Annotated in this window: 14 protein-coding genes; 8 read left to right on the forward strand and 6 right to left on the reverse strand. The window is 45.8% G+C overall.

From position 1 onward, the window contains the following. Positions 1 to 87 precede the first annotated feature (87 nt). The 6 genes from IX315_RS06670 to IX315_RS06695 are packed head-to-tail and all read right to left on the reverse strand — an operon-like array spanning position 88 to position 6482. On the reverse strand, positions 88 to 1866 hold the full coding sequence (locus IX315_RS06670) for a right-handed parallel beta-helix repeat-containing protein (RefSeq protein WP_211642599.1): 1779 nt from the start codon (positions 1864 to 1866) through the stop codon (positions 88 to 90). Further along, positions 1863 to 2780, reverse strand: coding sequence for a tRNA epoxyqueuosine(34) reductase QueG (gene queG, locus IX315_RS06675; RefSeq protein WP_211636345.1), 918 nt, complete (start codon positions 2778 to 2780; stop codon positions 1863 to 1865). The genes IX315_RS06670 and queG overlap by 4 nt, the downstream gene beginning before the upstream one ends. 3 nt (positions 2781 to 2783) lie before the next feature. Continuing rightward, complete coding sequence (locus IX315_RS06680; protein ID WP_018357592.1) at positions 2784 to 3551, reverse strand: MBL fold metallo-hydrolase; 768 nt, start codon at positions 3549 to 3551, stop codon at positions 2784 to 2786. A 10-nt stretch (positions 3552 to 3561) separates the two neighbouring features. Continuing rightward, positions 3562 to 4596 carry a UDP-N-acetylmuramate dehydrogenase gene (gene murB / locus IX315_RS06685; RefSeq protein WP_018357591.1) on the reverse strand — a complete coding sequence of 345 codons (1035 nt, stop codon included), beginning with the start codon at positions 4594 to 4596 and terminating at the stop codon, positions 3562 to 3564. Positions 4597 to 4599: 3 nt separating this feature from the next. Further along, positions 4600 to 5883, reverse strand: a complete 1284-nt coding sequence (locus IX315_RS06690) for a replication-associated recombination protein A (RefSeq protein WP_018357590.1) — start codon at positions 5881 to 5883, stop codon at positions 4600 to 4602. Further along, a complete protein-coding gene (locus IX315_RS06695) occupies positions 5880 to 6482 on the reverse strand; it encodes a TetR/AcrR family transcriptional regulator (RefSeq protein WP_018357589.1) in 603 nt (200 codons plus the stop codon). The genes IX315_RS06690 and IX315_RS06695 overlap by 4 nt, the downstream gene beginning before the upstream one ends. Positions 6483 to 7071: 589 nt before the next feature. Between IX315_RS06695 and IX315_RS06700 the strand changes: the two genes are divergently transcribed. The 8 genes from IX315_RS06700 (at position 7072) to rplT (ending at position 14721) form a co-directional block, all read left to right on the forward strand. Continuing rightward, on the forward strand, positions 7072 to 8553 hold the full coding sequence (locus tag IX315_RS06700; protein WP_018357588.1) for a tetratricopeptide repeat protein: 1482 nt from the start codon (positions 7072 to 7074) through the stop codon (positions 8551 to 8553). 10 nt (positions 8554 to 8563) lie between these two features. Next, complete coding sequence (gene mltG, locus IX315_RS06705; RefSeq protein ID WP_026215533.1) at positions 8564 to 9601, forward strand: endolytic transglycosylase MltG; 1038 nt, start codon at positions 8564 to 8566, stop codon at positions 9599 to 9601. After that, a complete protein-coding gene (locus tag IX315_RS06710) occupies positions 9601 to 10383 on the forward strand; it encodes a Nif3-like dinuclear metal center hexameric protein (protein ID WP_018357586.1) in 783 nt (260 codons plus the stop codon). The genes mltG and IX315_RS06710 overlap by 1 nt, the downstream gene beginning before the upstream one ends. A gap of 18 nt (positions 10384 to 10401) precedes the next feature. Beyond that, positions 10402 to 11181, forward strand: a complete 780-nt coding sequence (locus tag IX315_RS06715) for a zinc ribbon domain-containing protein (protein ID WP_018357585.1) — start codon at positions 10402 to 10404, stop codon at positions 11179 to 11181. A gap of 186 nt (positions 11182 to 11367) precedes the next feature. After that, a complete protein-coding gene (gene thrS / locus IX315_RS06720; RefSeq protein ID WP_026215532.1) occupies positions 11368 to 13344 on the forward strand; it encodes a threonine--tRNA ligase in 1977 nt (658 codons plus the stop codon). Positions 13345 to 13399: 55 nt separating this feature from the next. Then, the gene (gene infC / locus IX315_RS06725; RefSeq protein ID WP_018357583.1) at positions 13400 to 14026 is read left to right on the forward strand and encodes a translation initiation factor IF-3; all 627 of its coding nucleotides are present in this window, start codon (positions 13400 to 13402) and stop codon (positions 14024 to 14026) included. Positions 14027 to 14063: 37 nt separating this feature from the next. Beyond that, complete coding sequence (gene rpmI, locus IX315_RS06730; protein WP_018357582.1) at positions 14064 to 14261, forward strand: 50S ribosomal protein L35; 198 nt, start codon at positions 14064 to 14066, stop codon at positions 14259 to 14261. A gap of 112 nt (positions 14262 to 14373) precedes the next feature. Beyond that, entirely contained in the window at positions 14374 to 14721 is a 348-nt protein-coding gene (gene rplT / locus IX315_RS06735) for a 50S ribosomal protein L20 (protein WP_018357581.1), read from the forward strand. Positions 14722 to 14866 lie beyond the last annotated feature (145 nt).

The raw sequence follows: 14866 nt of genomic DNA on the forward strand, positions 1-14866 counted from the left end.
TCACCTAGTTAGACTATAAATATTAAGGGTGTGCTGAACTTATGTTTAGCTCACCCTTAATACTTTTACACCTTAGCGTAGTTCCTCTTAAAATAGCGATACTGTAGTGTCTTTGCAGTCTGTAAGAGGTGTATTGGGGTCGTCACTGATGTAGGTGCCAACATTATAGAGTCGAGCATTGGGATCTTCAAAGAGGGATGTGTAATCGTTATTGATATTGATTGTGTTGTTCTTGAATACAAGTTCCCGTAGTGACTTGGCATAGAAGATAGGGGTAGGGAAGTTGTCAAAGACATTGTTCTCTACTACTACTCGACCATGGAAGTACTCGCCCTCTACCATCTGAGGCATCTGAGCAGAGATAGATATGATACCATCAGTAAACTGGTATAGGCTAGTGAGGGCATTGATAAAGTGATTACCCGTAATGACTACCTCTTCGCAAGGTCCGCTCTCGTACCAACCATTGGCATCTCCTGTAAGTAGGATTGCACTGCCGTGGGTATGGTCGAAGGTATTATCGGTGCACTCTACACGCTTTGGAGTTGAGAATAGGGCGCCTCGTGCACGGTTGTTTCGAACTGTACTCTTCGAAAATAGTACTTCAGGATGAGCCGTGAGGTTTTCTACCGCAAGCGCCTTGGAGGTCTGTGGAAGTGGTTCGGAAAAAGTCATCTTTATCTGAGTAGTAGAGAGCACTTCTACCTTTGTAGGTAAGTAAGTAGCTATAGGCAACAGGGTCTCTCGAGAGATAAGCCTAAGGCTATCTCCCACTTCATACCATCTGAAACCGAAACTTTGACCATGGGCAAAGGTACCAATGAGTTCATTGCCATTAATACTATCTACCCTAAGATAGGTACCATGTACATTGATAGCATCATCTGCCATGTTTTCATAGAGCCCATCGGTAGAAATGATTTTGCCACGGCACCCTGAGAAATGTGTCGCATCGGCTACAGTAGTAAAGACTCTTTCACTACCATCCGATAGGGCTACGTGGAAACCATCTAAAGTTAGGTCAGTGCTATTCTGCGCTACAAGCCCCATCCCCTCAGCAAAGTGTACAGAGACATTCTTGACTTCAATAGTCTTAGAATCCATAATCACGATACTTGGAGTAGGGCGATAGTAGGAGCGTAGAGCATACCTATCGCCAACTTCTAGGTACTGTGCTTCGTCCCAGTTGCGCAGCTGAAGTTGGTGGTCTCCTGTCTCCTCTATCGCTTCAGGGTTAAAGGTAGGGTCAGATCTATTCCATTTCATGTGACCGTCTTTATCAAACGCCAGCATAGTGAATAGAGGTTGTTCGTAGGTCTCACCTATGAGTACAAACTGATTACCCTCGATGCGATACTCGGTCTCGCCAAGCACTTTTACTTTGGCATCGTTGTGCTCTTTATCTACCTCTAAAACCTCTATTTGGCTCATTGCTGGACGTGGAAAGTCGATAGAGAAGCCCTCTAAATGGATATTGCTGCTTTCCTTCAGGACAATAGGGATAAGACGACCGTGGAACTCCAAGTGGGTCTCCTCACCCTGTATGCTAACGTTATTCAACCCCTCTAGCATCATCGCTACTGGGCGCTGAACCACGTGGTCGTGATTGGAGATATACAGCTGATGAAGAGGAAGATGCTCCTGATAGATGTGGAGATTGCCCTTGGGGAGATAGATGACTACCTCTTTGCCCTCTGCCGACGCTTTATGGGCGTCCTCCAGAAGATCTAGCAGTGCTGTGGCATTGTCGTGCGTAGCATCATCGACTACAGCGCCATAATCAGTAAGTCGTAGCTCTACCTTTTTGCTCCCTTCAGAGCACGAAAATAGGAGTAAGGCTACGAGTAGTGTAAGTACCTTTTTCATGATTGCTTATTATTAATTGTGTAGATCATTGCGTTTCGTTGCATCCCCTCTAGCTTCGCCCGCGTAGTAGCCGAGCCATAGAATATTTGGGCATACCGTATTTCATCTAGCTCTCTTACATCCTCCCATTTGAGCTTAAGTAGTTGTGGAGAAGATGGAAAGTGTCTTGTGGGGCGTGGCGCTCTATTGTGCGGACATACATCTTGGCAAGTGTCGCAGCCATAGAGCCGTTTGCCGAATCTCCTTGATAGATCTTGAGGAATGTCGCCCCTGTGCTCAATAGTAAGGTAATTGATACAGCGCCGAGCATCCAGCCCATCTTCTGAGAGTGCTCCTGTAGGGCAAGACTCGATACACCTGCGACAGCTACCGCAGCTTTTGGCACAAACGAGTTCGCTAGATAGCTCGAGCGAAGTCAGAAGTTCGCCAAGAAAGACAAAACTCCCCACACGAGGCACAATGAGGTTACTATTCTTCCCCACAAAACCTATACCAGATCTCTTAGCCCAGTAGCGCTCCATAAAAGGAGCTGTATCCACTAAAGGACGATACCTGTGTGCGGCTACCTCTGTTTCTATACACCTTGCAAGAGTAAGGAGCAATTGCTTAATCACCTTGTGGTAGTCACGCCCGAGAGCGTACTTAGCAATCTGAGGAGCATCGCTAGGTTGTAGCTCAGCGGGATAATAGCTCACAGCGATTACAATCACGCTCTTCGCCTCGGGGAGTAGGAGCTGCGGGTCTTCACGCTGCTCCTTGTACTTCTCAAGGTATTCCATACCGGCTTGCTTCCCGCTTGCCAACCAAGAGTCGTACTGTGCCAAGGCTTCAGAGTCGACTTTTTGTATAGGCACAAAGCCAATAGCATCTATTCCAAGCCCTTCAGCTATCTCTGTGATTTGCTCCGTAAGCATATACTAGAAATCAACCACTAGTCCGTCGTAGGCAGGAAATACCCCTGCCGGACAGTAGCCTTGTAGCGTAGTATGTTTTCCGAAGGTATGAGCAAAATGCGTAAGATATGCTCTTTCGGGCTGGATTACCTTTATCAAATCAAGTGCCTCGGAAAGAGAAAGATGAGCCATGTGCTCATACAAGCGGAGGGCATTAATCACGAGGACTTTCACTTCTGTAATCTTTTCTATCGTCTCCTCTGGGAGCGTCTTACAGTCTGTGATATAGGCAAGGTCACCAAACTTGTAACCCACAATGGGCAACCTGCCGTGCATCACTCGGAAGGGTTCTACACATCGACTATCTTTGAGCGGAATCTCCTTATTTACATCTATCTCATGGTTAACGATATGTGGCACACCAGGATAGGGCTTTTCTACAAAAGCATACGGAAGCCGTAGCTGTATTGCCTTAATCACATTCGGCTCAGCATATACAGGCACCTCGGGTTTGTCTCGGAATAAAGGGCGCATATCATCGATTCCGCCCGTATGATCATAGTGCTCATGTGTGAGTAGTATGCGATCAAGATTTTGGCAATCCGCAGCGAGTAATTGGCTACGCACATCAGGACCACAGTCGATAAGAATATCCTCTCCGCCAAATTGTACGAGCGCCGAAGCTCTAAATCTTTTATCGCGAGGGTCAGTAGACCTACAGGTATCGCAGGAGCATCCTATCTCAGGTATGCCAGTACTCGTGCCAGTACCAAGAAACATCAGTTTGCTCATACCGCTATATCTATCTAAGACTCCCCTGAGTGCCACTCTTTACAAATCGTACCTCAGGGTGCAGTTCAATACCGAACTTCTCCCTTACAGTGCGGATAATCATCTCCGCAAAGTCGACTACCTCATGGCTATAGGCACCTCCATAATTGACAATTACTAGAGGTTGCTTTGGGTAAGTCCCTACATTCCCTTCCCGGTATCCCTTCAGTCCACACTGCTCTATGAGCCAGGCCGCTGGAATTTTATATTCCTGCTCTGATATGATATAGTGCGGCATGCTTGGGTTGTCTAGCAGTAGATGAGTGAAAGTCTGTCGATTCACTATCGGATTCATAAAGAAGCTACCCCCATTGGGCAGCTCTTGTGGGTCGGGGAGCTTACTCTCCCTTACCTCAATAACCTTATTGGCGACCATTAGGGGCGTCAAATTAGTCTCACTCGATAGGCTTTGGAGACCTGAGTAGTCGAGATTAGGCTTAGCCACCTTGGAGAGTCGAATATCGACTGCATAGATAAGATGAAACTGCTGTGCCTTCTCCTTAAATATAGAGTACCTATATGCGTAGTGGCAATCAGCATTGCTCCAAGTGTGCTCTTCGCCTGTCTCCAGATTAATAGAGTGTACCTGCTCAATCACCTGACTAGCCTCCGCTCCGTATGCTCCAATATTTTGCACCGCCGAAGCTCCTACTTCTCCAGGGATAAGCGCTAGGTTTTCTATTCCCCAAAGCCCATTCTCTGCACACTCCATGACGAGTTCGTGCCAGTTCTTTCCAGCTTCTATTCTGTAGAGTACTGAGGTGCTATCCTCCTCCACTACTATCATGCTCTGACCCGAATAGTGGAGTACGGCTCCGCGAAAGTCTCCCACAAATAGGAGATTGCTACCACCACCCTTAATCATCATAGGTAGCGTTCGAAAGTACTCATCACGAGAGAGCTTGAGTGCGTCTTCTTTGGTCTCTACCTCTATATAATAACTCGCTTTGCAAGCCATTGCAAATGTATTGAGCGCCTTTAGCTCAAATCCTTGCTCAATCTTCATATCTTATCTATACGTGTTTTTGTTCTGTGCCAACTTCGTCTCATGGGCATTGTCAGCGGGGTTCCAAAAATGCTCGCCTCTAAGTTCCTCCGGCATATACTGTTGTGGCGCGTAATGCCCTGGATAATCATGAGGATAGATATATCCTTTGCCGTATCCAAGTTCGTCCATCAACTCTGTAGGCGCATTCCTCAAGTGCATCGGCACAGGGTGTGGGGGATTATTCCGCACATAGGCAAGTGCACTATTGATTGCGAGGTAAGCCGAATTACTCTTCGGGCTACAGGCAAGGTATATCGTCGCCTCTGCCAGAGGAATCCTCCCCTCAGGCCATCCCACCTTATCCACTGCGTCAAATGCGCTTTGTGCTATAAGGAGGGCATTGGGGTTGGCAAGCCCTATGTCCTCCGCTGCGAGTATCAATAGCCTTCGAGCTATGAAGCGAGGTTCCTCTCCGCCCTCAATCATCCGAGCCAACCAGTATATAGCGGCATCGGGATCACTTCCCCTTACGCTTTTGATGTATGCCGAAATAATGTCGTAGTGCATCTCACCCCCTTTGTCGTACACAGCGGGATTGTGTTGCAAGTGATGAGCTACCATTTCATTTGTCACAATCACTTGCTTGCTCTTCTGCACCTCAGGTGTAGTGATGAGCAGCTCTATAATATTGAGAAGTTTGCGAGCATCTCCTCCTGAAGCCGCGAAAAGCGCATCAGTCTCTCGGAGTTCAAAGTGGTACTCCTGAAGTACTTCATCCTCTCTAATGACCCTTTCGGTAAGTGCTAGTAGTGCCTTGGCATCGAGAGACTTCAGTACAAATACTCTACAGCGAGATAGGAGCGGTCGGATAACCTCAAAAGATGGGTTTTCTGTGGTGGCGCCAATCAGCGTAATGCTCCCTTGCTCCACTGCTTGGAGAAGGGAGTCTTGCTGCGCCTTATTGAATCGGTGGATCTCATCGATAAAAAGTATCGGAGTACCACCGCCACTAAAGAGTCCTTTTCGCCTCTCCTCGGCTTTCTGAATTACCTCTCTTACCTCCTTCACACCCGCTGATACAGCGCTCAGAGTGAAAAAGGGTAGCCCCATCTGCTGGCTAATGATATGGGCAAGAGTTGTCTTGCCCACTCCAGGAGGTCCCCAAAGAATGAAACTCCTCAGTAATCCGCTCTCTATCATTTCATAGAGTGGGGCACCTGGAGCCACCAAGTGCTCCTGCCCCGAGTACTCAGAGAGCGACTTAGGACGCATCCTTTCGGCAAGGGGAGCCAGATTAATACTCATGATATACCGTCGAAGTATGCCTCTAGAAGTCTGGTAAGGATAAGGTCAATTTCCTCAAGCGACTCTTTACTCCTATGATCGATACCCATAAAATTCTGCCCCTCTCGGTACATAGAGAGATAAGTGATACCCGCTAGATATAGGATAATCTTATATCTAAGGTGCTCTCTACGAGCCCCCTTGGCCTGAGGAGCAAAGTCCTCCTCCAATAGGCTCACTATATGACTATCACGTTTTTGACTACTTTGAAATCCCTTATCCGTAGTATCGGCAATCTCCCATATAAGCAAGTTTTGGAGATCTTCATTGGTCGTAATCCAATGAATATAGTCTTGAAAAATAGTCCTATACCGCTCCACCTTGCTCATCAGCGAGGTTTCTCTAAAGAAGTCTGATACTGTGCTATCGATTTGTGCAGCATAGGCTTCGAGTAGGTCGCTTTCAGTAGGATACCTTCTTTTGATAACCTTCAGATCCATACGAGCCTCTGTCGCAACTTGGGCTAGAGTAACGGCCGATAGACCCGTCCGTTTGGATACTCTGCGAAGTGCTGCGAAAATCTCTTCTTGCAACTGTTTATTTGTCCTTCTCTGTCTCATCGATATTCGTTTTGTTGTTCAGATTGTAAATATAGCCATTTTTCCTTTATATCTGGAATGTCGGATAAAGTATACTACGTTCTAAGATAAGAATTGGCCTCATCTTGGAGAGCTCCTAGTATATTTACTCGCACTACTCAAGAACTACCTTGTTACCACTCCATAGTAGCCCTTCTCAAGTCAAGTGGTGTATGTGCTCCTATTCATTAGGAGCGTTATTCGCCTCAGTCCCTCGCGGGAGAGACTCCAGTCCCTCAGGGGAGAGACTCTAGTCTCTCTCGGGAAAAACTCTAGTCCCTCGCCAGAGAGACTCTCTTTGAATACCAGAGGGAAAATGAGGGAGAGCGGGACTGTTCTTTTCTCAAGTGGCTACTATTTAACTTATTTCTGCTGAAGCAACTTCCCCAATTCATAGGTGCTGAAAACTTTTAAGCCATAGAATTAACTAGGTTTAACTCCCTGCGAGAGGTTATTTTAGTGCAAATGATTATATTTGTAACCTAAAGTATTGTGTGCGGGGCTATTCCCCTATAATGCTTAGAGGTACTTATATAAGTAGTGGAAAATCTCTTTGAAGAGCAATGTAATTATGATTGAGTTTATTAAAACAGTATTTGGTGAGGGAGACACCATTTATATCTCCCAAAAGGGGCAAGAAGTGGGCGGACGTATCCTCAGTATCAACGATGCGTTTATTGTTATCGAAACGGAGGATGGTAATATTATTGGCGTTAAGGAGGATGCTATTGATAGTTTCTCTAAAGAGTCTGTACGCAAACCCGGTAAAAACCTTAATTATAACGATCGTAATCCTGAGTTTCGTGCAGGTAGTAAGAGCAGTGACGCTTGGACTAATAGAAGTTTCAATCCACAGTCACGATACCAAGATTACTCGGTTAAAAATGCCAAGCAAGAGCGCCCAGAAAAGCCAAAGTTTAAGCAATACAAGCCAGGTGATAGGATTCCACTGGAGTTTCTGACTCAGCGTGATCCCGCTCTTGCTAATTCATGGAAAAGGATGGAGGAGGAGCGTAAGAAGTCGCATCAGATTAAGGACGCCATGAAGCAAGCCTTCGAGGAGATTAAGCTCTCGGAAGATGATCTTCAGTCTGTAGTGCCAGCAATTGGTGCTATCGTGGAGCTTAAGCCGACCTATCAATTTGGATTTATAGACGATATGCAGACAGGGGAGCGCTATTTCTACAATAGAGGTGATATTGTCGATCCTGAGCTCAAAAATGAGTCGGGTGAGGGTATTCAGGTCGTTTATCAGCGTGGACGCAATCACAAGGGGGCTACAGCAAAGTGCATCCTTCTCTCTCAAACGATTGAGCGAGTAATAGAGATTGCTATGGAATTGGTATCGGAGGATGACTTCTTGCGTGCCAAGCTAGTACTTCAAAATATTACGGATGCTTTCCCAAATGGGGGAAGTGGTCAAAAGATGCTCGATACGCTCAATGACCTCTTGGAGGAGAATGGTATCATAGAATCGTCTCAGTACGATGCGCTCTATTCGCAGGCTCGAAGAGCTCTAGAGCAGAGAGATTATGCAAAGGCGCTCAAGCTCTACAATGAATGCCTAGAGAAGGGAGTGCGCAAGGTAAATTGCATCAAGGAAATAGCCCAAGTATTCATTTCTCTGCATGCCCAGGAGCGGGATGAAGAACAAAAGGAGCTAATCAAGAAGAGAGGACTAGAATTTATCGAGAAGCATAAGAATGAATTGCCGGATAAGTCTAGTACGAAGTTTAGCCTTGAGAATATTTACTTTGCTCTTGGTGATTATGACAAGCATATCGATGTTGTAGAGGATATCATCACTGAGAGTGGAAGCAATGGAGACCTAGCTCAGTATGTCTTCTACCTCAACAAGGCTGCACAGAGCTATCTGAGGATTAAGGACTATGAGCGCGCCCTTGATGCTGCGAACCAAGGCTTAGAAGTGGAGCCTCAGAATACCCATTTACTGAAGACCAAGGCAAGCATTGAGGAGGCCGCAGCAGGGAAAAAGGAGGAAGAGGACACCAAGAAAAGTGGTGGGGGAATGTTCGGTTTCTTGAAATTGTAAAAGTATTCGGATGAAAAAGGGAATAAAGATAACCCTTTGGACTATGGTGGCACTACTTCTCGTAAGTGGTGCTGCCATCTTTTATTTGGGTTATAGGTTTGCTTACAAATCGGGCTTTAATATTGGAGGAGAGCTACCTGCAAGGTTATACGTGTACCCTGGTATGGACTGGGGAATGGTTTGCGACTCCATATCGGAACGCACTGAAGCTCCCCTCCTCTGGGATCTTAAGTGGCAACTGAAGCATAGGGCTAAGGGTCAGCCAATAGTAGGTGCATACACTATTGAACCTAATATGACTGTCCGCGCTCTATATAATAGACTCGTGTATGGAATGCAGACACCTATCAATTTCTACTTCAATTCTTCCCGTCTTCCGGAGCAAATATATGCACGGATGGATAAGCTCCTTTTGGCAGATAGTCTATCTATCGCTCGAGCTATGAATGATAGCGCATTGGTGCATTCACTAGGGATACCAGACACTACGCTTGTCTACTACTTGCACCCCAATACTTATGAGATCTATTGGGACATCACTCCGGAGAAACTAGTGAAGCGAATGGCAGAGGAGAGTAAGGCGTTTTGGAGCTCAGACCGAAGATCTAAGGCGGAAGCGATAGGGCTCACTCCCTATGAGGTTATTAATCTTGCTGCTATAGTGCAGGAAGAGAGTTCTAAGGTGGATGAATATCCGATGATTGCTGGTCTGTACCTTAATAGGCTACGAATGGGGATGAGGTTGCAAGCCGATCCGACAGTCAAGTTCGCGCTCAAAGACTTCGGTCTGCGTCGTATTCGCCAAGAACACCTAAGAGTAGATAGTCCGTACAATACGTATCAGGTGGTAGGGCTACCCAAAGGACCTATCCGTATACCATCGGCGGAAGCCATTGATGGTGTACTCAATGCAGAGGAGCACCATTATATATATATGTGTGCTAAGGCAGACTTTAGTGGCTACCATGCATTTGCTGAGACTTATAGCGAGCACATGAAGAATGCTAGAGCGTATGCTGAAGAACTTAATAATAGGAAGATAAACTGATGAAAATACGAGAACTACTTGACTACTTAGAAGAGCGTGTGCCTCTGGACCAACAAGAGGACTTTGACAATAGTGGGATACAATGCGGTGATACTTCGCAAGAGATATCTGGTGTACTTGTGGCTATAGATACCACAGAGGCGGTTATAGATGAAGCAATTAAGATGGGGTGTAATCTTATTGTAACCCACCACCCAGCACTATTCAGGGCTACGAAGTCTATCACACCAGACTATTACATCAATAAGTGTCTGATGATGGCTATCAAACACGATATTGTAGTTTATGCCTCCCATACTAGCTTGGACAATGACGATGAGGGCGTCAATGTATATTGGGCACATCAAATGGGTCTTACTGATATTCAGATACTCGAACCACAGCAAAATAACCCTGAGATAGGAAGCGGGGTGATAGGGAATTTGCCCTATCCAGTGACAATAGGAGAGTTAATCTTCCTTATGAAGCGCTTTCAGCCGATTACCCATGTAGCCCATAGCCAGGTGCTCAAAGAGCGAGTGCGAAGGATTGCTTATTGTGGTGGAAGTGGGAACTTTTTAATGAAGAAAGCTGCACAATCTGGTGCTGACGTGTTTATCACAGGAGAAGCAAAATACAACGACTACTATGATGCTGAAGGACTGGTTACCCTGATGACTATTGGGCACTTCGAGTCAGAATTATTGACTAAGGATATACTCATTAGTATTATGTCTGAAAAAAGAGGTAACTTTGCAATCTATAATGCGAAGACGTGTGCCAACCCAGTGCATTACGTCTGAATAACGTGGATAAAAGCTATGGCGAAGAAGAAAGAAGAGAATCCAAAGGAAATATCCGTAGAGGAGCGCCTCACAGCCCTCTACCAGTTGCAGGTGGTCTCCTCAGAGATTGACCGAATCCGTACGATGAGAGGCGAATTGCCGCTCGAGGTGCAGGAATTGGCAGATGAGATTGAGGGTAAGAAGACTCGTATGGAGCGCTTCGAGGAGCAGATTGCTCGCAATAAGCGTAATGAGGATCAGGCGAATGAGAATATTCGTACTGCAAATGGGATGATTGAGAAGTACAAGAAGCACCTCGAAAACATACGAAATGATAAGGAGTTTGAGGCCATCTCTAAGGAGTTGGAAAACCTAGACCTCGATGTGCTAAAGTATGAAAAGGCTATTCGCGAGTATAAGGAGGATTCGAAATACGTAGCAGAGGATATCGAAGCTCTCAAGGCGGAGACTGCAGAGGTGCAGAGTATCCATGATAGCAAGAAAAAGGAGCTAGACGATATCATTGCTGATACCAAGTCGGAAGAGGAGAAGCTCCGTATGAAAGCTAAAGAGCTAGAGGAGGTAATTGACCCTCGTTTGCTTACTGCTTTTAAGCGTACTAGAAAGTCCACCCACAATGGTCTTGCGGTTGCTCCTATAGAACGTAACGCATGCTCAGGCTGTTTCAATCTTATCCCACCACAGAGGGTTATCGATGTGCGTAGCCACAAGAAGATTATCGCTTGTGAGTATTGCGGTCGTGTACTTATTGATGAGGAGTTGGCAGCAGAGGTAGAGAACAACTTGAACTTCTAAGCTGATACAACCATACTTGTATTATCATAAAGTCCTCTTTGGAAAGTCATTCTCTCCGAAGGGGACTTTCTTAATAGTTTGGCTTCTGTAGCCCCATTATTACGCGGCTATAGCTCTGAGAATTGGGATATTTGTATTATCTTTGTAGAGTTATAGAAAAGACATATATTATATATGAGTATAGATATGATTACGATTACGCTTCCTGATGGCTCAGAGAAGCAGTATGAGCGTGGCGTAACTGCTATGCAGGTGGCAGAGAGCATTAGTCCTCGCTTGGCGAAGGAGGTGCTTGCAGCTACTGTGAATGGTAGTGTGGTAGACTTAATGCGTCCTATAGATGGTGATGCGACTCTGAAACTCCATAAGTGGGAGGATGAAGAGGCAAAGCATGCCTTTTGGCATACAAGTGCCCACCTAATGGCGGAAGCACTACAAGAGCTTTATCCAGGTATCAGGTTCGGTATTGGTCCTGCCATCGAGAATGGTTTTTACTATGACGTAGATCCAGGCGAAGGGGTACAGATTAAGGAGTCTGACCTTCCAGCGATTGAGAAGAAGATGCAGGAGCTAGTGGCTCGTAAGGAGCACTTAGTCCGCAAGAGCATTAGTAAGGAGGAGGCTCTGAACTATTGGGAGCAGAAGGGTGATAACTATAAGGTTGAATTGATTAAGGACCTTGAGGATGGTACGATTACCACTTATACTCAGGGTAACTTTACAGACCTTTGCCGTGGTCCTCACTTGCCAAGTACGGAGAATATCAAAGCTATTAAGCTACTTAGCGTGGCTGGCGCATATTGGAGGGGCGATGTTACTCGTCCGCAGCTAACGCGTATATATGGTATCACTTTCCCAAAGAAAAAGATGCTCGATGAGTATCTTGATCTATTGGAGCAAGCTAAACAGCGTGACCACCGTAAGATAGGTAAAGAGCTAGAGCTATTTGCATTTTCACAGAATGTAGGTCTTGGTTTGCCATTGTGGCTACCTCGTGGTACTCAGCTACGTAGCCAACTGGAGGACTATCTCAAGAAGATACAGAAGCAATATGGCTATGAGCAGGTGATTACCCCACATATCGGTAATGTCAATCTATACAAGACGTCAGGACACTACGCTAAGTACAAGGATGATGCATTCCGTACAATTCTCACTCCACAAGAGGGAGAGGAGTTTATGCTGAAGCCTATGAACTGCCCTCATCACTGTGAGATTTACAAGACTAAGCCTAGAAGCTACCGTGATTTGCCTGTTCGTCTAGCAGAATTCGGGACGGTCTATCGCTATGAGCAGAGTGGAGAGCTTCATGGGCTCACACGTGTGCGTGGCTTTACTCAGGATGATGCGCACTTATTCTGTCGCCCCGACCAGATAAAGGAGGAATTTATCAAGGTGATGGATATTATCTTCATTATCTTTAAGGCGCTCAACTTTACAGATTACGAGGCACAGATATCACTCCGTGACCCTGAGAATAAGTCGAAGTATATCGGTTCGGATGAGAACTGGGAGCGGGCTGAGCGGGCTATTATTGAGGCATGCGAAGAGACAGGACTCAAGACCCGTGTAGAGCTAGGCGAAGCTGCTTTCTATGGTCCTAAACTTGACTTTATGGTTAAGGATGCTCTCGGTCGTCGCTGGCAGCTGGGTACTATCCAAGTGGATTACAATCTACCAGAGCGATTTGAGCTGGAGTATACTGGTGAGGACAATCAGAAGCACCGCCCAGTGATGATTCACCGTGCTCCATTTGGTTCGATGGAGCGCTTCGTGGCAGTGCTAATAGAGCATACTGGAGGGAAGTTCCCATTGTGGCTCACCCCCGACCAGGTGGCAATATTGCCAATCTCTGATCGTTTCAATGACTATGCTTATAGCGTACTCAAGGAATTGGCTCGCCGTGATATCCGCGCATTTGTAGATGACAGAGCTGAAAAGATAGGGCGTAAGATTCGTGATAACGAGTTGAAGCGTGTTCCTTACCTCCTTATCGTAGGTGAGAAAGAGGCCGAGGAAGGTACAGTATCTGTTAGAATTCAGGGACAAGGCGACCAAGGTTCAGAAAAAATTGGTACCTTTGCAGACCGTTTGCTGAAAGAGGTAGATGAGCAGGTAAATGCTTGGCGCTACGAACAGGAGACGAGCGAGGAGACGAAGTAAGAATAACGATACAACTACTGGCATATAACGACTGATAGAATTAGATACAGACTGAATGGGGAATATAAACAGACGTAATTCGAAAGGAAATAACACAGCCACTGAACCACAAGATAGAATCAATGAGCGTATTCGCGCTCGTGAAGTGAGACTTGTTGGCGATAATGTGGAGCAGGGAATCTATTCGATCCAAGAGGCTCGCCGTTTAGCAGATGAGCTAGAGCTGGACTTGGTGGAGATTTCGCCAAATGCTGAGCCTCCAGTCTGCAAGATCTTAGACTATCAGAAGTATCTGTACCAGCAGAAGAAGAAAGCTAAGGAGCAAAAGGCAAAGCAGGCAAAGGTAACTGTAAAAGAGGTACGTTTTGGACCTCAGACAGATGACCACGACTACGAGTTTAAGCTCCGTCATGCTAAGGGATTCCTCGAGGAGGGGAATAAGGTGAAGGCTTTCGTATTCTTCCGCGGTCGTTCGATTGTCTTTAAAGATCAAGGGGAGTTGTTGCTTCTGCGTTTTGCACAAGATCTTGAGGACTATGCTAAAGTAGATCAAATGCCAAAGCTAGAGGGAAAGAGGATGATTATGATGTTCTCTCCTAAGAAGCAGAGTAGCAAGAAGAAGGAGAATAAGGCTGAGACGAAGCCACAATCAAAGCCCGAAGGCAATGACGAGGATAAGTAAGGCCAAGTATTTGATAACTAATTAATAATTGACTGGAATGCCTAAGATGAAGACTAATCCCGGTGCTAAGAAGAGATTTACTCTCACCGGATCAGGTAAAATCAAGCGCAAGCATGCTTTCAAGAGTCATATCTTGACTAAGAAGACCAAGAAGCAGAAGAGAAACCTAACCAACTCAGGACTTGTACACAAGACAGATATGCGTGAGGTAAAGAAGCTGCTCGGAATTGGTTGAGAATGTATTCTAAAGAGCAAGGTAAGAGATTTATTTAACAGGGTGTGTATGCCTAACGCAAAGAGCCGAGCCTAACAGCAAAGCCGCTCACGCCCAAAAGAGTTTTAGAACAATGCCAAGATCAGTAAATCACGTCGCTTCAAGAGCGAAGAGAAAGAAGATTCTAAAGAAGACCCGTGGCTATTACGGTGCACGTAAGAACGTTTGGACGGTAGCCAAGAACACTTGGGAGAAGGGTCTGCAGTATGCTTATCGTGACCGTAAGGCCAAGAAGCGTAGTTTCCGCTCTCTATGGATTCAGCGTATCAATGCTGCAGTTCGTGAGGAAGGTCTATCCTACTCCAAGTTCATGGGAATGCTCAAAGACAAGGGAATTGATATCAATCGCAAGGTACTTGCTGACCTAGCAATGAATCATCCTGAGGCTTTCAAGGCTATCGTAGAGCAAGCTCGCTCATAATAGCTTGAGCTATAAAATAATAGAGGTGACTTAGTAACAACTAGGTCACCTCTATTTTCATATCAAGCTAGTGGGTATTAGCATTCTCAGCAGTTTAGAAATACGAACCAAGATCACCATATCCCAAACATGGACTAAAAGCTAT

The organism is Porphyromonas levii (assembly GCF_018206105.1).
Lineage (GTDB): Bacteria > Bacteroidota > Bacteroidia > Bacteroidales > Porphyromonadaceae > Porphyromonas_A > Porphyromonas_A levii.